Raw genomic sequence first — 18,056 nt, 5'->3', positions numbered from 1 at the left:
TGTTAAATATTAATTGATTAATTTATAATTTTTTGTTGGATTCTATAATTTCAATAATTTTTTCTCTGGTCAGGAGACCACTATGTGTATATACTATTTCGCCATTTTTATAAAGTACAAAATATGGCACACCTGAAATTTTCTGCTCTTTTACCAGCTTGCTGCTGGCATCAGCATTTACCTTTATTATGTTAACCTTATTCCTATATTCTGCCTGAAGTAAATCTATAACCGGCATCATCTGACGGCAGGGACCACACCAGGGGGCGTAATAATCTACAAATGTGAGCGAATGAGTATTAACGAAAGCAAAAAACTCATCCGGTTCCATTTTGTTTTCAGTGTCTGGTTTGGCATAAGGTTCAACAACAATCGGCAAAGAATTCAGATTCCAGGCCATAATACCATGTTCCAGATTATAAATTTGTTTGTAGCCGTTCTGTGCCATAATTTCGGCAGCTTTCTGGCTGCGATAACCGGTATTACAGTATAAATAAACCGGTTGATTTTTTGGCAACATCAGCAATCTCTTCTTAAAGTCGGAGGCATAATAATTTAACTGACCGGCATCTTTTATATGTCCGTTTGCAAATTCAGATGAAGTTCTGACGTCAAGCAAACTTCCCTTCTCACCCTTTACCATCTCCCGGAACTCTGAAGGATCAAGTTGTTTAATATAAGGTGATTGAGCCTTGCTGAATATTGAAAATAATGTAAGCATTGTAAATAAAAATAATCTGTTCATAATCATAATTCTTTATGTTATGAACAAACAGTCGGAGAAACTAATAATCCTGACAGATAGCAGGAATTTTTTTAGATGTAATCAGGGAATGAGATTTTCTTTCAGAATTTATATCCGTGCCTTTCGTCATCATTTGTTTCCACTCCCAGAGACAAAACAATACGGTTTGCAAAATTGAAATATGCCACTACGAGAGTAGCATCAAGAATGGCACTATCGCTTAAGCTGTTTTCCTTTAGTTTGTAAACAATTGAATCGTCATTAAATTGATCCGGCGAACCGGTTAACCTTTCTGAAAAATCGCATAAAAGTAATTCTCTGTCATTCAATCCGGCTTTTTTGTAATCAGAGACAAAAAGTGATAACCTTTCCTGATCTTTCCAATAGTGATTTAATGCTTCAGAATGGTGCAGGCAGCAATACTCACAACCATTCTTTACAGATACAACAACTGCCATCATTTCACGTTCAGACCTGGAGAGTTCCGATTTTGAGAACATAATCTCAAGGTAAAGATCCATGTGTTTAACAATGCTCTCTGGTCTTAAACTCTGTATTTTATGAACATCGGCAAGCTTGCCTCTTTTTTGAATTATATCAAAGTATATTTCTTTTAATCTTCCTGTAGCCTCTTCAGGTTGAATGACTTTAATCCTGTTCATTACAAAATATTTAGATTTTTATCCCGACAATCAGAACATCATCAATCTGTTCCCTGTTCTGTTTCCATTTATCGAATGCGTTCTCGAATTTATCTTGGATCTGGTTAAATGGCAAGGAGTCAGATTCAATAATGAGTTCTTTAAATCTTCCGGAAGAATATTTTTTATTATTTTCTCCCCCGAATTGGTCTTTAAATCCGTCGGAGAACATGAAATATCTGTCGCCGGAAATGACTTTTTCAGTTTTTACTGAAAAAGGATAAGGGTCAATAAAATGTTTACCAACCGGCATCCTGTCTGCTTCAAGAATTATCAATTTCCCATTTCGGCAGATCCACATAGGATTGTATGCACCCGAAAACTCAATGGTCATTTTTTTAGTGTTGATCACTGCAATAGCTATATCTAGACCATCAGATACTGCGGACTTACCTGATCCATATGAGAGTGATGACAATAACCTTTCCCTGAGAATATTAAGAATCTCACCAGGGTTTACAACTTCATCTCTGAGGATTATCTCATTCAGCAACGATATGCTCATCATGCTCATAAAAGCTCCCGGTACTCCATGCCCTGTACAATCTGCAACTGCAACTATTTTAAGATCACCGAGCTGGTTAACCCAGTAAAAGTCGCCGCTTACAACATTTTTCGGCTTGTAAAAAACAAAGCACTCAGGTAATATACTTTTAAGATGGTTATCTTCTGGAAGCATTGCAACCTGTATCCTGCTGGCATATACGATACTATCGCTGATGTTTTTTGCCTGTTCTCTAATTGTGTTTTGGGCCATCACTATCTGTGTGATTTCATTGCCATAAACATTCATGGTACTTATTGAGGCTACTCCTTTGAGTGTTAAATCGAAAATCCGGTTTTTTACAATGACTGTAATATTTTTTTTCTCACGATTTACAATCAGGTCATAAATATCTATTTCTGAAAGTTCAGGGAAAAGCGTTTTTATATTTTCGCCGCCCAGGGATTCCTTCTCAAAAAGAATCTCAGAAGCCGGATTGGCTCCGGTTATTATTCCCAGTTCATCAACTCTGAAAAGAGGTTCCGGATTATGTCTCGCAAATAAGGCAAGACTCTTCATCATGTCATTATCCTTTTTTGTAAATGATGACAATTTTAATATTCTCCAACTGGTTTTCTTTTTGCAGCTTGAACATTCCTCAATCTCTTCACCTATTTTTGCTTTAAAATCGACCATTTTGCAATTTTTGCACTGAAGCAGACCATCGATATTAGAAATTTTTCCTGTTACCAGATTGCTGTTAGCGGCTACGGAAGAGAATGTTGAAACCAGGTAGGGAACCATGAAAGTCAGTAAAACCATAAATAGGTTTACATCGTCAAATGATAACGTAATGAAAGCCTGAGAGTGGTTGATGAAATTGAGTATTAATCCAACGATTATTGCTGTTCTGAATGCCCTTTTAACTGTGTTATTCTCGAGAGCAATTTGCAGATAATAATTTGGAAGAGACTTTGGGTGGCTTATAAACATCAGTATATCTTATTTTGATTCTTCTATTTTCGCCATAATCTCTTTCTTGAAATCATTTAAGTCAATAGCAATATCATCTATGGGCAAGGAACCACCCAATGCTTTATCGAGAATGTTACTTTGCTTTTCATACATCGTGCATGCATCACACATTGCTTTATGAACTTTCAGCTGCAGCTTTTCTGTAAAGGTCAGTTTAAAATGAAGCTTTTTCTCGATAAGTTCAGTAGCCTTAAGACATGATAAAAACAACTTATTCATTAACTTTTTCATCTGACATTTAATTTTTATACCATTTATTCTCGACACATTCCCTGAGCTGAACTTTTGCCCTGTGTATAATCTGCCACAAATTAGTAGGAGCAATGTTTAATTCCTGACAAATTTCTTCACCACTTTTTTCACTTAGGTATTTTAGTCTTACACAAATGTTCCAGTTTTCCGGTAAGGCTTCAAGACATTTTTGAAGAATTTTCTGAAAATCAATATCGTCAAGCAGGTTTTGCTCATCTTCATGCCAGTCTTTCGGTTTTTTATCAGATATCCAGGAACCATCCTCGTCAAAAAAAGTTGATAATGATTGATTATCAATACTAACAGGTTGATGTATCTTACGTCGGTAGTGATCAATAATTTTATGGTTCAGGATTGAAAACAACCATGTTTTCGGGGAGCTCTCACCCTTGAAACCATCTATTTTCTCCGCTGCTGCAAGGAAGGTGTCTTGCACCAGATCTTTGGCAAGTTCTGAATCAGAAACCTTATGGAACGCCCATGAGAATAGTTCTGAAGCATAGGATTCAACCCATTGTGATAATTTGTTATCTCCGCTCATAATATGATAAAAAGCTAAAAATAGTAATAACTCAATTAAAACTAGTCTTGATGAGAGAAAATTGATTTGTTGATGTCTGGTAATATATATTCATAGCCAAAGGTTTTCCCACATTAGATAAAACTACCTAAATACAAAGTCTTTTCAGACCTGAATTTGACTTAAATAGATAAGATATTGTCATTTTTTTGTACTGTTTTTAAAACAGTACAACATGGGAAATTTCACCAGTGCTAGACCTATTGACTCTTTCATCAGTGATAGCTTTCTCTGTTTAAAACAGAATTATACAATTTATAAATTTTACAGATAATCCTATGAAAAAGACAATTTCTTTATTGGCGTTGCTTCTGCTATTCTCTTTTGAGATCCAGGCACAGGTCACTAATGTTCTTAATAATTTTTATACCGTTTGGGTTAAACCGGCAATTCCAATTATTGGGGGACTGGTATTAATAGTTGGTGCATTAGCCAACATTGGGAAGGTCCTTGGAGATTCAAGGGATTACAGAGGATTTATTACAAGCATTGTACTTTATCTGGCAGTATATTTTTGTCTGGTTGGAATCGTTGCCTTTATTATGGCAGGTTAATGAAGTCGTATAGAGTATATAAAAATGTTAATAAGCAACCGTATATCCTGGGATTGCGGTTGTCTTTGTTTTATCTCTATATACTTATTTTAATCATAGTCATTTTTCTGCTTTCTACAGGGATAACTATTTTCAAACTTACCCTTTACACCATCATTTTAATTGTCAGCTACCTGGTCCTGAAAAAATTAAATTCCTGGTGTCTTTTCAGGCTTAATAAATGAACGGTTCCCAAATACTATCATAAACGATATTTATAAATAGGGTATGGAAATTAACCTGAGTGATACCCCTCAAGTCCTATATCGTGATGGACACCGATGTTATTCAAATAACGGGTCCGTAATTTTTGGTTTTCATGTTCATTTAAGAGAAATATATTCAAACTCTGAAAAAGATTTTGATGCTATTCATGATATCTGGTATAACGTATTTAGGGATTTCGAGGAAGGTACAATTATTCATAAATGCGATTTATATCTAAAAAAGAAGTTCGATTCTGCCTCGATGCCATCGAGAACTTTTCTTCAGGAAGCTACGAAAAGTCATTTCCATGGGAGAGAGTATAATGATCATAATTCATTCGTATTCTTCATTTTTAATGAGAGTGGAAAAACAATAAACGACGGATTCAAAAATCCGTTTAAAAAACCCATTAAGACTGCCGAGTATCTTAAGGAGTATGAGAGACAAAGGAAATTTGAAGTAGGCGTAGAGCGTTGCTTTGATTATATAAATAACTCAAGGTACCTGAAGCTTGATCCTGTTACTGAGGAGGTTTATAAATATTTGGAATTTGGTTATTTTAACTCATTCTACGAGGACCGCTATACCGAAATAGATGCCGATAAAATGAAGGTCGGCAATAAGTTCATAGGACTTTTTGCCGTCAACCAGGTTAAACAGCTGGGAGAAACAGTCAAGACTTGTTCTTATGATCAAAAAATGAGTGCCGGAGATTTTATCTATCATACCGGCTTTGCAGATAACCTTGGTTTAAACCTTCCCTTTGATCACATCTATAATCAAATAGTATACATACGAAACCATAAGCAGGAAAAAGGAAAGCTTGAGGATCAAAGAACAATGCTTCATGGAGCAAGAAAATTCAAAAAGGAATATGAAACCGATGCAGAAATGTTGGGTGAATTTCTGGATACAATTACAAAGGATGAAAAGATTATTCTTTCGGGCTGTCACTTTAATGTAGTGTTTTACGCAGAGAACGAGGCGGATTTCCGCTCTTATGAGCAGATGGTGGCCAATGAGTTTAAAAACCTAGATATAACACCTTATGCACCCATAGGAGCAAATAAGAGAAACCTTTTCTTTAATTCATTCTTTGCCAATGTAGCCAACATTGACAAGTCGAATATTATTCTCCCAATAGATCTTCAGCAAAGCCTTTGTTTTTTCACGAACGTTACAAATTACAAAAACGATGAAAAGGGGATTTACTTTAATGACCGGGTCTATAATATTCCGGTTAAAAAGGATGTATGGGACGAAGATCGAAAGAGAATCAAAGCCCGTAATTTCTTTATAATAGCTCCAACGGGTGAAGGCAAATCAGTACTTGCAAACCATATCTTCAGGCAGTTCTATGAGAACGATATCCGGATTGTAATCATTGACCTGGGGGATAGTTACCGGAAACTCTCATTATTGTACCCGGATGATACTGTTTACATCAAGTATCAGGATGGAGTTGGTATAGGCCTAAATCCTTTTTTCGTTGAAAACACTGAAAATGTTTCGGCCAGTCAAATAAATGAACTTTCAACATTCGTTTTCAAGCTTTGGAAAAGGGACCGGCTCCCGGAAGAAGATGAAGCAGTTAGCCTTCGGAAGGTTATAACTCTTTATTATAAATCTATAGAAAGGGATCATAGTTTCCCACAGTTCTACGAATTCATAGACAGTAACAAAGAAGATATAATGAAAGTCCTGGATCTTAATCCAAAATTCTTTGATATTGAGGACTTTCTACATATTACCTCAGAGTTTATCGGCAAAGGGATCTACTCTTTTCTTTTTGAAGCAAAAACGGACGATAGTTATAAGATCGAGGGAAAGAAATTCATCGTTTTTGAACTTGACGAGATTAAAGACAATCATGTACTGCTATCCATCATGCTTCACATGATCAGCGAAGCAGTTCAGAAAGTTGTCTGGAAAGATCGCAGCACAAAGGGGGTAATCTTTTTTGATGAATTCGCAAAAATGTTAAAATTTCCATCAGTGCTTTCATCTGCAGAGTACTTCTATCAGGCGGCCAGAAAACAGGAGGCAGCTATTGGAATTGTGCTTCAATCTCCAAACCAGCTACCAAAAAACGATGCTTCAAATGCAATGATCGATAATACACAGGTAATGTACATTATGCAAAATGAGAAAGGCTACAGGGAGATCATTGAGCGCCTTTCTCTAAAGGAGCATGATGAGAACCAGTTGGGATCAATCAAATACAACTTCACGGGAAAAATAAAATATTCAGAATTTTTACTCAAGATAGGATCTGAGAGCAATATAATGAGGCTGGAGCTGGCAAAGAAAGTTCTCCTGGCATTTCAGACTGAGGGGAAGGAGTACACTGAGGTCATGGAACTTTTTAAAGAAACCGGAAATATGGAGAGTGCAATAGAAAAATTCAGTAAAATCAAAAATGCTTAAAATGAGAACTTTATATGTGTTTTTACTGCTTATTCTGAATTACGAAATCTTTGGTCAAATTCCAGCTGGTTTAACCATGGTTGTAAAGAACCCTACTTGGCAGGCCGAAGATGCAGCAAAAGAGAGTCTGGAAAAAGCCGATCGTATTAGGCAAATTACCACCCTTACCGAACAAGTGAATACACAAAAAGAAAGCTTACAGGCAATAAGAGATGCAACAGAGAAACTTAGAAAGATTAATCGCAAGGTTGCAAATTATCATAATCTTGAACTGGCTATTGTTCAGGTTAGTGAATCTTATACAAGGGTCCTTAATTCTTTGAAAACAATTAGTGATCATAATTGTTTTAAACCCTCTGAATATCACATGATAAGCGAATCTATGATGGGGCTGTTGAGCCAAACAAGCTATGCTATTACTACGCTTACAGTGGTGCTTACTGATAATTTTTCTGAAATGTCCGATGGTGAAAGGTTACTTAACATGAACCAGGCCATTAAAGAACTTAGAGAAAATCTTGGAGTCATAAATTCAGCAATAATCGAAGTTGAAATACTTGATAATCAGCGGATGCAACTTAGAACGCTAAATTATATTAATAGCATTTTTAAGTAATTTATATATGGGACTAGAGTATCTGGATAAAGTCTATAAAGCAATGTTTGCAGGTGATCTTGGTTACCTGGTCATAGTTTCAAAATCTATAGGAGCCTTAATATTGGCTCTCTCGCTTTGGAAGAGCTTCTTCAGAAGCTTTTCAAAATCAGGGAAAGTCTTTAGCGAGGGAGATGAAGGATTTTCTCCCTATACCCTGCTTAGAATGCTTGGGCTTCTTTTGCTGGTCGGATTAAGTACTCAGATTTTAGATGTATTTGATTCAGCATGTGCAATGATCGAATCGGAGGCATTAAGGGGTTTTAATAGCAAACCGGATTTATTTACTGTTTCTTCCTTCCCTGTTACTCCGCCACCGGCTAACGAATCTGCAATAGATGGTGTTTTAAGAAAGATTGGAGAGGTCGTAAATATGATGAATCCTTCCAGCTGGACAGGTGGAGCCTACACCCACATAACGCAGTTCTTATTAAAAATCCTTGACTTTTTAATCTACCCTGTTTTTCTGGCGGAGCGTTATTTTTTTATGGGGCTTATCAAAATCTTTATTCCATTGATGATAGCCCTTTCAATTTTCGATAAAACTAAAGATTATATATACAATGTTTTCAAGATGTATGCCCGTTACTACCTGGTCATAATTCCATATGCTTTCGTGGTTGTTTTTGCAAATACCCTGTTTGATATAATGACTGTTATTATGCCAGTGCCTCCTGTAGATCCATCCAGTATGGCTATCTCAGGAGGGCTGATGGTTATTTTGGCTCTTATCCTGGTTATTGTAATCAAAATCAAGCTTTTTAAAATGTCAATGCCCTTTTTGAAAGAATTAATCAAGTAGCATGATGGACAAACCTAAAATAGATATCTATAAAACCCTAATTATCAATCGACTGGTCGTATGGGGTCTATTGATTTCATTTGTTTGTTCATCGGCAATATTCGCATTTTCCATTAATAACCTTTACACCAAGCAGTTAAATACTGTGTTGGTTCTTGATTCTAATGGCGAAGTGATACCCATGAAGTGGATGCAAAGGGATGAAAACATTAAGGTTGAGATCAAAGACCACCTTGAAAAGTTTCATACTTATTTCTATCAATATGATGCTTTTAATGTTGAGAAGAGCCTTGAAAAAGCTTTGTGGTTTGGCGATAATTCAATAGAGCAGCTTTATATAAAACGCAAGAATGATGGCTGGTATACAAAGGTTTCAAGTTATGGAATAAAACAAACTATTGAAATACTCTCTGAGAATATAGAGATCTTAGGAAATAACGAGCCTTATTCTTTCCGGGTTAAGGCGGGTCTGTCCATCACACAGGATGACCAAACAGTTAGATATTCGTTTGAAACAACCGGGTTAATAATATTTGTTAGCCGGAACTATCCTCTAAACCCTCATGGACTACTGATCACAAGGTTTGCAGAGAATAACCGCATTGAAATAAAATAACTATGAATAAGGAGAAGTTAATATTTTTTGGTGCTATTGGCGTAGTTATTCTGATAATGGTTATTTATGGGGTTAGTGTTTATTCTAAAAAAGACCCTTCGGCCGGATCTGCAGCTGCTGATTTTACCGTTCCTGATCTGGTGGAGAAAGACCTGGCAAAGGAGGAATATAATAACCGGCTAAAAAAGGCCAACTCTTACCAGGAGCCGGAAGTAAAACAGGATCTATCAAAAACTGCTGATTTTAAAACTTACCAGTCAGAACCCCGCAAAGATGTTGAAATGAAGTCCAATACCGAGGACCAGGTAAGAATGCCGGTACCTCAGAAACAAGAACCCATAAAAGTAAAAGAAAAAATACTGGCAGAAACAAGAAGCGTAGCTCCTCAGAAGAAAGAAGAAGATACCGGAGGTTTTGGAATAATTGTTTCTGAAAGATCCTCAGGAAAAAAATCCGCACATGGTTCGCAGGCTAAAAACGACGGGTTTACTGCTGCAATGCTGGAAGAAGACACCAAAATAAAAAACCAATCATCGGTTGTTTTTTTCCTTCTTGAGGATCTCTCGATAGACGGAAAGGTTTTAAGAAAAACGCCATCCTTTATGGGAAAGCTTCAGAATCTGGAAATGTTTTCGATATAAATATTTACCAGATAATGAATACTGATGGCTTGGTTTCCTCGGTAAATAGTTTAATTGTTTTCGATGAAAAATATTCCCGGGGGCTTCCTTATGAAGGAAACCTTAATGAATCGGTTAGGGAAGGTGCCAGTCAAACCACTAATGAAACTTCTTCTGCTATTTCATCTGGTATTGCTGCAGGTACCGGAGTAGGAATTGCCGCCAATGCTGTGGATAATACAATAAGGGCCATGACAAGAAAAAAGGAACCAATCGTAAGCCTATATAAAGGCTACAAAGTTTTTATTAAAAAAGAGTAACATGAGAAATATTCTCTTAACAGTATTGCTTGCCTTTTTGGCAGGTCCCATGACTGCTCAAAATATGGGAGTAATTGAGGTAAATAAAGACTATACCGCAACTCTCAATTTCACTGATAGTATTGTTTTTATTGTTGTCGGCAACAATCCAGCAATTGGGGAGAATAAAAATAAGTATTATGATATTTTCAAAATGGCAAGAATTGTGTAATCCGGGGCAATGATCCTCTTTCCCCGGAAACATCAATAACCGTTAAGCTGGATAATGAAAAGATCTGGTATGGCCGGTTGAAGTATGGCGACAGCACTAAGATTTTCTATGACTTCACCAGTGAGGAAATTAGAAAGATTGACCAGAAGAAGCTGCAAGAGGTCGCCACCCTTGAAAGCATTAACTCAAAGATGAAAGAACGCCTTAACAGTGTACTCTCTGATAAGACAGAATATAGCTCGATCGGCAAGGTAGAGAATGGTTTGACCTTTCAGGTTGCCAACATAAAAAATGATGACAATTTCACATACTTCAAGATCATTATAATTAACAATACCGGCAGCGATTATAACATTGACGGAATATACTTCAAGGTTGTGGAGGGAAAGCGAAAAGGGATGAAAAAAAACGAGGCCAAGATCGAGCAGAGAATTAAAATCGAATTTGAATCCCCTGTGAAGGTTGTTACTGCATACCAAAAACAAGAGCTGGGTTATGTAACAGAGCGTTTTACCGGAGGCAAGGACGGCTCTTTGGTTATCCAGCTCAGGGAACTCAAGGGGACCCGCAACCCGATTATAGAGATATCAGGAGATAAAATGTTAAAAGTGAAAGTATTTGAACAAAAACTCTCTGCAAATGAAAATTAGACTAATACTTGCATTTTTAATTATTTCGGTTTCAGCAGGCGCACAGTTGATACATGTTGAAGGAAGTAAGGCATTGGGAATTAATTATGCTTATGTTAAAAACGGTTTTAACGTCTCTTCAAGAATTACCTTTTATAAAAGTGGTAATCTTGCTTATCGTGGAAGCCTTGACTTTGAAAGAGTAAGCTTTGATTTAAGCAACGCCTCAATTGTATATGCAAACCCGGAGCTGATCTATACTTTCTATAATCCAGGGGATAAGTTATTTTCAATGTAAAAGGGGTTTTCTAACGGGAGTGGAATTCATAAGTAATTCAATCTTGGACGAAAAGAAAAGCCAGTTTTTTGTCTGAGAGAACATAGGGCTTTGCGCTGAATATTTCATCTCTGGCAAGATAATGCTTAACCTGGATCTTGACCAGCGATTCTTTCAGCTTAGCAAGGTTGGTAATGCCAGTTTCATTATAAAAATTGGAATGAACTATAACTTCTAGGCTATGAAAAATTACTACTCCTTTTTTATTCTACTTTAATAATTGTTTTACTGTCAACCAATTATTCTTTTGGTCAGTCGTGTACTTCAACCAGTCAAAGCGTGGAAGATATTCCTTCTCTATGTGTAAACTCTGCAAGTACTACCACTTTATATGGATCAAACAATTGGCTCTACGAGTGTGATCAGTATGGATGGTGTGACGAGTATTGGTGGGCCAACCCTATTACTGTAAAAAGACCTGATGGATCTGTTGCTTTAGTAATAGATCCTGCGAATCTTTCAGCAGAAGGTTCTTGGAATTTTACTTATGTGTTTCCAGCCGGGTTTTTTAATGTAGTTGGTAATTGGAGCTTTTCGTACCTTTCTCAGGATTATTGTTCTGGTAACAGCTATACGATCGGATTCGACCTGAAAGTCGTAGGAACATACAGTAATTCTATAGGCTCAAACGAGGTTATTTGTAATGTTGGAGGAACACCACAAAATATAGTCGATATTTCTTTATCTTCTAATTCTGCCTATACAATTAATTGGCAAAGCAAAACAGGCGCTGGTAGTTGGAATTCTATATCAGAGCTAATTCAGCATCTTACCAACCAACTTATATTAATCAGACAACATCATATAGAAGATTTTTGACAACTACAGAATTGGGTTGTGTAAGTCCTCCAAGTAATGAAGTAATAAAATATGTTTACGCTGCTCTAACCACCGAGCAATTGGAAGCAATCAGGATGTTTGTTATAATATTTCACCGGCAACAATAACAGAAACGACAGCACCAACGGGAGGAAGCTCTTATCCTAATTATAGTTATCAATGGTATAGTTCTACAGATAATACGAACTGGAACTCAATTTCAGGAGCGACTGGGAAAACATACCAACCATCTTTCGCTCTTGGTTATACTTATTTTAAAAGAAAAACTATTGATGCCAGTTGTGGCGAGTTATATACAAATTCGATTCAGATACACGGCTATAATGATTTGGCAGCGGGAACAATTGGATCAGACCAGACTTTGTGCTATAATGCTATCCCAAGCATTCTTACGGTTACTGCTATTGAAACAGGAGGCATTGGTTCAAACACTTACCAGTGGTACGCTTCGCCGGATAACTCAAACTGGACTGCTGCTTCTGGATCTTCCACGAGTCAGAATTACCAGCCACCGGCCCTTACTTCTAAAACATATTATCGCAAGGCAATTATAAACTCATGCAACACGGTTTATACTAATACGATTACAATTGATGTCCGGACGGATCTGTCAACTGGCAGTATTGGTAGTAACCAGACTATTTGTTATAATGAAATACCGGCAATTATAGCAACTCTTTCCAATCCTTCAGGAGCATCAAATTCTTTTACTTATGCCTGGGAAAGTTCGCTGGACAATTCTACATTTAATGCCATACCCGGAGCAACCCTTGTTTCTTACCAGTCCACTGCCTTAACTCAAACTACCTATTTTCGCAAAAAAGTAATAGACGCTAATTGTAGTTATAAGTTTACAAACACTGTAACAGTTACAATAAGACCCGCTTTCTCTATAGGAACGGTTGGCAGTAGTCAGACGATCTGTAATGGCGTCACGCCAACACTACTTGAAAACGCTACAGCGCCATCAGGAGGACAAGGAACTTATACTTATGTATGGGAAAGCTCTCTTAATAATATCGATTGGAGTATTATAACAGGTGCTACAGAAGCCACTTATCAGCCCGGAGCATTAACAGCAACCAAATATTACCGCAGGAAAGTAACTGATGCTAGTTGTGGTAATGGTTACAATAATACTATAACAATTACTGTTAAGCCTGTTTTCTCTGTTGGCTCCATTGGATCAGCTCAAACTATTTGTATAAATACAACACCGGCTCTGCTAACAAGTACAAGCCCATCGGGGGGTCAGGGAACATATACTTACACCTGGGAGAATTCTTTGAATGGTACTGATTTTAATGTTATTTCCGGAGCTACAAGCGAAACATATCAGCCAGGTAGTTTAAATCTATCAACTTATTATCGAAGGCATGTAAAAGATGCTTCCTGCGGAGCGGGTTATACAAACACTATTCAAATTTCTGTCAGATCCGCTGTTACTATTGGGACTATTGGAGCTGATCAAACAATTTGCTATAGTTCTTCTCCAAGTCTTTTAACTACTACCCTGGCTGCTTCAGGAGGGAGTAATTCATTTACCTATACCTGGGAGAGTTCGATTGATAATTCTAACTGGAATAATATAAGCGGGGCCAGTGGCACATCCTACCAGCCACCAGTGTTGACCACAAAACTTATTATCGTAAAACTGTAACAGATCTTTGCGGAAGTGGTTACACAAACACAGTTACGATCAATATAAGACCGGATGTTTATGTAGGAACAATCGGGGCCGGTCAAACAATCTGTTATAATCATGTCCCCGCATTGCTGACAACAGATGTTGCACCAACGGGTGGAACAGGAACTTTTACCTGGCTCTGGGAGTCTTCTCCGAATAATTCTGTTTGGTCGCCAATAAGTGGAGCTGCAAACGAATCATACCAACCGGTTAGCCTTACTTCGACAACTTATTACAGAAGAAAAGTTATTAATCCCTGCGGCTCCGGCTATACAAATACAGTTGTTGTAACCGTTAGGCCGGATCTGATTGCTGGTTCAATCAGCAACAGCCAGACAATATGTTATAACACTGCCCCGGCATTACTTGTAACAAGTTCTTTACCTACAGGAGGAACAGGATCGTTTACTTATCAATGGCAGAACTCAGTTAATAATTCAACGTGGAACAATATCTCTGGCGCAACATCTGAAACATATTCTCCAGGAGTAATGACATCTTCGCTTTACTTCAGAAGATCTGAAACAAGTGGCAGCTGTGGAACAGTTCAATCTAATTCCGTGCAAATAATTGTAAATAGTCCCCTTGTTGGGGGATCGGTAAAAATCAGATCAAACAATTTGTTACGGGACCTCTCCGGGAATATTTCTAACAAACACTTACCCCGCCGGAGGAACGGGTGCATATACTTATCAATGGCAAAAACTGATTGCTTCCTCATGGACCGATATCCCTACTGCAAATTCAGAAACGTATACATCAGGAGCCTTAACATCGACTTCTTATTTCAGAAGAAAGGAAACAAGCGGAACATGTGGAACTGTAAACAGTAATCAAATTACTATAACAGTTCATAGCCAGTTTTTACCAGGAGTAATTGGTTCTTCACAAACCGTGAATTATGGAGCCGTGCCAGCAGAACTGGTTTCCGTTAAGACCGCTACGGGAGGAGTAGGATCTTTTGCATATCAATGGCAAAATTCCATTGATAATTCAACATGGTCAAACGTAACCGGCGCAACGTCTGAAAGCTTTCAGCCGCCAGCCCTGACAGTTAAAAATATTTTAAGCGACTGACCACTGATGGATCTTGCGGGACGATTGAAACCAATGTATTAACAATCAATGTTAATTCATTACTTGTTCCCGGGAGCATAGTAGCAAATCAAACAATTTGTTACAATACCACACCAGCCCAATTAACTACCAGTGTTATTCCATCTGGTGGAAACGGTACTTACTTGTATCAATGGCAAAACTGAGGATGGTACAAACTGGACAAATAAAACAGCGGCTAACAGCGATACTTACCAACCAGGTGTACTAATAAAAACAACTTATTTCCGCAAAAGAGTAACGTCTGCATCAATTGATGATTACACAAATATCGTTACTATTACAGTTAATGATAATTTCATCCCCGGAGTGATCGGGGCAGATCAGACGGTTTGTAATAACGATATCCCGGCATCCTTAAATTCAATTAGTCTTCCATCCGGAGGAAACGGTTCATATACAAACCAATGGAAATCTTCGCTTAATTCATCGAGCTGGACGGTAGTTACAGGGGCAACAGATAGCTATTATGAACCAACCACATTAACTGTTAAAACCTATTTCAAAAAGGTTGTAACAGATCTTTGCGGTGTAAAAGAAACGAACATAATAACTATTAATGTTAACCCCATTTTTATTCCTGGGACTATTGGGACTGATCAAACTATTCTATTTAACACAATACCTCAGAAACTTGATGTTTCAACGATTGCTACCGGAGGAACCAGATCATTTACTTATCAATGGCAAAAATCCATTGATAACTTAGCCTGACCAATATAACTGGTGAAACAGAAGCTTTTTTATCAACCACCAGCCACTTCACAAACGACTTATTTCAAGAGGTTGACCACAAGCGGAATGTGTGGTACTTTAGCAACCAACACGATAACAATAACCGTTACCACAGAGGTTTTGGTTGGTACAATAGGCATGGATCAAGCTATTTGTTACGCAGCAGCTCCGGCACTTCTTACCACTATTACTGGTCCCTCTGCTGGTGTAGTTGTAAATAGTCAAAATTGGATGAAATCAGAAGATGCAGTAGAATGGAGCGATATAAGTATTAGCTACTTCAGACACCTACCAAAGTGGTGTCTTAAATAATACTATGTACTTCCGCAAGAAGATGGTGACTGCAGGTAATGGGACAATTTACACTAATATTATTACCATTACAGTTAACCCCGCTTTCGATCCAGGAACAATTGGAAGCGATCAGTCAGTTTGTAAAACTTTGCTGCAGCTCCGATTACAACTACAGTTTTGCCTACTGGCCAATCTTATACAAAACCTATGGCAAATATCAGATAATAATGCAAGTTGGACCGACATAACAGGATCAACAAATGACTATTACGATGCCGGAGTTCTTACAGTTTCAAAATTCTTCCTGAAAGGTAAACTAGTGCCTGTGGCACTGGTTACACGAACAGCGTTAAAATCACTGTTAATGATGAGCTTGTGGAGGGAAGTCGGAAACGATCAGTCAATAACTTATGTTAATCGCCTTCTGCTTTAACAGGAACGCTTCCCAACTGAGGAACCGGTACTTTCACTTACCAGTGGTGCCTCCCTGTAGGCCACATCGATCGAAGATAGTAATTTAGGTGATGGGAAGATTTACAACCTGGGGTACTTTCGTACAAAAATATACTTTAATTTGAAGGTAACTGACGGATTTCTGGGGAGAAATGCTGTACAAACATATTAACTCATTACTTTATTTGATAGTATTTTGCCGGGAGCTTAGTGAGCTTGGTGTATTTGTTATAATACTGTCCTGCTCCTTCTTTCCGGGACAGCCGGGAGGAGCCGATAGTACTCTTAACAATGGCAGTCTTCTCTCTTGCAGTGTTACCTCGACCGATATCGCCTCTGAAGTAGGGATATCTTTGCGACCCGATGTATTAAAAGTTAACACTTTGTACAGGAGAGCCGTCACAAGTGGTAACAAAGTCTTATTCAAATCTCAGCATTAGTGTTTGATCTGATAAGCCTTCCAACAACAGATCTTAAAACAAGCTATTGTGGAAGGTCTCTACGTTAACAATGTTGTTAACCTGCTTACCCATGAGCTACAAATGGTTTGATTCCGGGCACGCTTATTTAATGGATGGTACAAAATACACTTGCCGAGCATTACCACTGGTAATACTGTTTACGTCAAGAGCCTGATCTAAACGGTTGTTAAGCATTATCTTGAACAGAAAATTTCCACGATATTGTTAAGGTTGATTTCACTCAGGACATAAACTACTGTTACTCTAAGCTATGCAATTAAGCTTACAATACAAGCGTTAACGCCAGTAGTTATTCCTGGAACTTTGAGGGCGATATTATAACCGAACACAGCCCGGTACACTATTACAACACCCTAGGTGTTAATTCCAAAAAATTCAGTGTTGAATTAACTATCAAAGCAGGAGGATGCAGTGATTCAGTTTTGGAAGATGAAATAATTACAGTCGTTAATCCTGTCAAGTAATTTGAGAAAATAAAGGAAATTACGTTCTCCTGTTATTCCTAAACTGGTATGGGAAATACTTTCACTTACAAGCAACGAAAGAATAAAAACCGTTAAGATTTTCAATATTTCAGGTAAGATAATCGAGTCTCTTATTTTGACAGCGAGGTTGTCGCAATTGATTTCAGTTCTTTCTGAAATCAGATATTTATATTCTGGAAATCAATGGGTTCATAGAAATTTAAGAAAAATATCAAAATCATAAAAAAATGAAACCGTTAAAATTTTGCATTGCCCTTTGTTTTGGGAGTTCAATTTTTTCTCATCGTGATAATCGAAGATTACTTTATTGATGTTAACAAAGCCCCTTCTCTAACGCTTAGTTAAAAGGGGGTTACTCTTGAGGGAAACGCTTTACTCTGATTCACTCAAGATCGGTGTACCACTATCCTGCCAATACTTAATCCAGGATGAAGAAAAGATAATATTGCAGGTCTCTTAAGAGCAACAAAAAGCACTTTTGAAATTGGTACTGAATTTATTAGCTTTATAGAGCGACAGAAGGGATAAAATATATTTAGCCTTACTGCTAAAGATTCTTTTAACACCGTCCGAAGAAGCAAAGTTTTCTATAACATTTACAGTTTTTTTCGAAATATAGCCCCGGCAGCACAATTTGCTGTTAAGCAGGCCAGGCGTTTCAAGATATGATTATGAGGTGGATGCTTCGTCCTCTTTATGATAGAGATGCAAGGTTTAGCGGGAAAATTACAGGAGTATGAGTATACGCTT

The 18,056-nt window shown here is 37.6% G+C and carries 20 protein-coding genes; 15 read left to right on the top strand and 5 right to left on the bottom strand.

What is annotated here, in order from left to right; translation table 11 throughout:
- Positions 1-22: 22 nt before the first annotated feature.
- From IPJ16_00100 to IPJ16_00080, 5 genes are all read right to left on the bottom strand, one after another.
- Positions 23-745 (bottom strand): hypothetical protein, encoded by a 723-nt coding sequence (locus tag IPJ16_00100; protein ID MBK7625599.1) that lies wholly within the window; start codon positions 743-745, stop codon positions 23-25.
- Between the two features lie 101 nt (positions 746-846).
- Positions 847-1,407 (bottom strand): peroxidase-related enzyme, encoded by a 561-nt coding sequence (locus tag IPJ16_00095; protein ID MBK7625598.1) that lies wholly within the window; start codon positions 1,405-1,407, stop codon positions 847-849.
- A gap of 10 nt (positions 1,408-1,417) precedes the next feature.
- Positions 1,418-2,923 (bottom strand): nitrate/nitrite transporter NrtS, encoded by a 1,506-nt coding sequence (gene nrtS / locus IPJ16_00090; GenBank protein MBK7625597.1) that lies wholly within the window; start codon positions 2,921-2,923, stop codon positions 1,418-1,420.
- A gap of 9 nt (positions 2,924-2,932) precedes the next feature.
- On the bottom strand, positions 2,933-3,196 hold the full coding sequence (locus IPJ16_00085; GenBank protein MBK7625596.1) for a hypothetical protein: 264 nt from the start codon (positions 3,194-3,196) through the stop codon (positions 2,933-2,935).
- Between the two features lie 7 nt (positions 3,197-3,203).
- Positions 3,204-3,758, bottom strand: a complete 555-nt coding sequence (locus tag IPJ16_00080) for a sigma-70 family RNA polymerase sigma factor (protein ID MBK7625595.1) — start codon at positions 3,756-3,758, stop codon at positions 3,204-3,206.
- 317 nt (positions 3,759-4,075) lie between these two features.
- Between IPJ16_00080 and IPJ16_00075 the strand changes: the two genes are divergently transcribed.
- The 15 genes from IPJ16_00075 to IPJ16_00005 all read left to right on the top strand — a co-directional run bounded on the left by IPJ16_00075 (position 4,076) and on the right by IPJ16_00005 (position 16,319).
- Complete coding sequence (locus IPJ16_00075) at positions 4,076-4,351, top strand: hypothetical protein (protein ID MBK7625594.1); 276 nt, start codon at positions 4,076-4,078, stop codon at positions 4,349-4,351.
- Between the two features lie 267 nt (positions 4,352-4,618).
- Positions 4,619-7,024 (top strand): TraG family conjugative transposon ATPase, encoded by a 2,406-nt coding sequence (traG, locus tag IPJ16_00070; GenBank protein MBK7625593.1) that lies wholly within the window; start codon positions 4,619-4,621, stop codon positions 7,022-7,024.
- Between the two features lies 1 nt (position 7,025).
- Positions 7,026-7,640 (top strand): hypothetical protein, encoded by a 615-nt coding sequence (locus IPJ16_00065; protein ID MBK7625592.1) that lies wholly within the window; start codon positions 7,026-7,028, stop codon positions 7,638-7,640.
- Positions 7,641-7,683: 43 nt separating this feature from the next.
- Positions 7,684-8,481, top strand: a complete 798-nt coding sequence (locus tag IPJ16_00060; protein MBK7625591.1) for a hypothetical protein — start codon at positions 7,684-7,686, stop codon at positions 8,479-8,481.
- Between the two features lies 1 nt (position 8,482).
- Positions 8,483-9,097: a conjugal transfer protein TraK gene (locus IPJ16_00055; protein MBK7625590.1), complete on the top strand. Its 615-nt coding sequence runs from the start codon at positions 8,483-8,485 to the stop codon at positions 9,095-9,097.
- A gap of 2 nt (positions 9,098-9,099) precedes the next feature.
- On the top strand, positions 9,100-9,738 hold the full coding sequence (locus IPJ16_00050; protein MBK7625589.1) for a hypothetical protein: 639 nt from the start codon (positions 9,100-9,102) through the stop codon (positions 9,736-9,738).
- Positions 9,739-9,752: 14 nt separating this feature from the next.
- Positions 9,753-10,037, top strand: a complete 285-nt coding sequence (locus IPJ16_00045; protein ID MBK7625588.1) for a hypothetical protein — start codon at positions 9,753-9,755, stop codon at positions 10,035-10,037.
- A gap of 1 nt (position 10,038) precedes the next feature.
- Positions 10,039-10,248, top strand: coding sequence for a hypothetical protein (locus IPJ16_00040; GenBank protein ID MBK7625587.1), 210 nt, complete (start codon positions 10,039-10,041; stop codon positions 10,246-10,248).
- A gap of 77 nt (positions 10,249-10,325) precedes the next feature.
- On the top strand, positions 10,326-10,898 hold the full coding sequence (locus IPJ16_00035) for a DUF4138 domain-containing protein (GenBank protein ID MBK7625586.1): 573 nt from the start codon (positions 10,326-10,328) through the stop codon (positions 10,896-10,898).
- A complete protein-coding gene (locus tag IPJ16_00030) occupies positions 10,888-11,175 on the top strand; it encodes a hypothetical protein (protein MBK7625585.1) in 288 nt (95 codons plus the stop codon). Before IPJ16_00035 ends, IPJ16_00030 begins: the two co-directional genes overlap by 11 nt.
- 318 nt (positions 11,176-11,493) lie before the next feature.
- On the top strand, positions 11,494-12,033 hold the full coding sequence (locus tag IPJ16_00025) for a hypothetical protein (protein ID MBK7625584.1): 540 nt from the start codon (positions 11,494-11,496) through the stop codon (positions 12,031-12,033).
- A gap of 349 nt (positions 12,034-12,382) precedes the next feature.
- Positions 12,383-13,714, top strand: coding sequence for a hypothetical protein (locus IPJ16_00020; protein MBK7625583.1), 1,332 nt, complete (start codon positions 12,383-12,385; stop codon positions 13,712-13,714).
- Positions 13,715-13,827: 113 nt separating this feature from the next.
- Positions 13,828-14,574, top strand: a complete 747-nt coding sequence (locus IPJ16_00015; protein MBK7625582.1) for a hypothetical protein — start codon at positions 13,828-13,830, stop codon at positions 14,572-14,574.
- A gap of 391 nt (positions 14,575-14,965) precedes the next feature.
- Complete coding sequence (locus IPJ16_00010) at positions 14,966-15,571, top strand: hypothetical protein (protein ID MBK7625581.1); 606 nt, start codon at positions 14,966-14,968, stop codon at positions 15,569-15,571.
- A 337-nt stretch (positions 15,572-15,908) separates the two neighbouring features.
- The gene (locus IPJ16_00005; protein ID MBK7625580.1) at positions 15,909-16,319 is read left to right on the top strand and encodes a hypothetical protein; all 411 of its coding nucleotides are present in this window, start codon (positions 15,909-15,911) and stop codon (positions 16,317-16,319) included.
- Positions 16,320-18,056: the final 1,737 nt, after the last annotated feature.

This window comes from Bacteroidales bacterium (assembly GCA_016709865.1).
GTDB lineage: Bacteria > Bacteroidota > Bacteroidia > Bacteroidales > VadinHA17 > LD21.
Note: the sequence above shows the minus strand (reverse complement) of the source record. Positions and strands in the feature narration are given on the sequence as shown.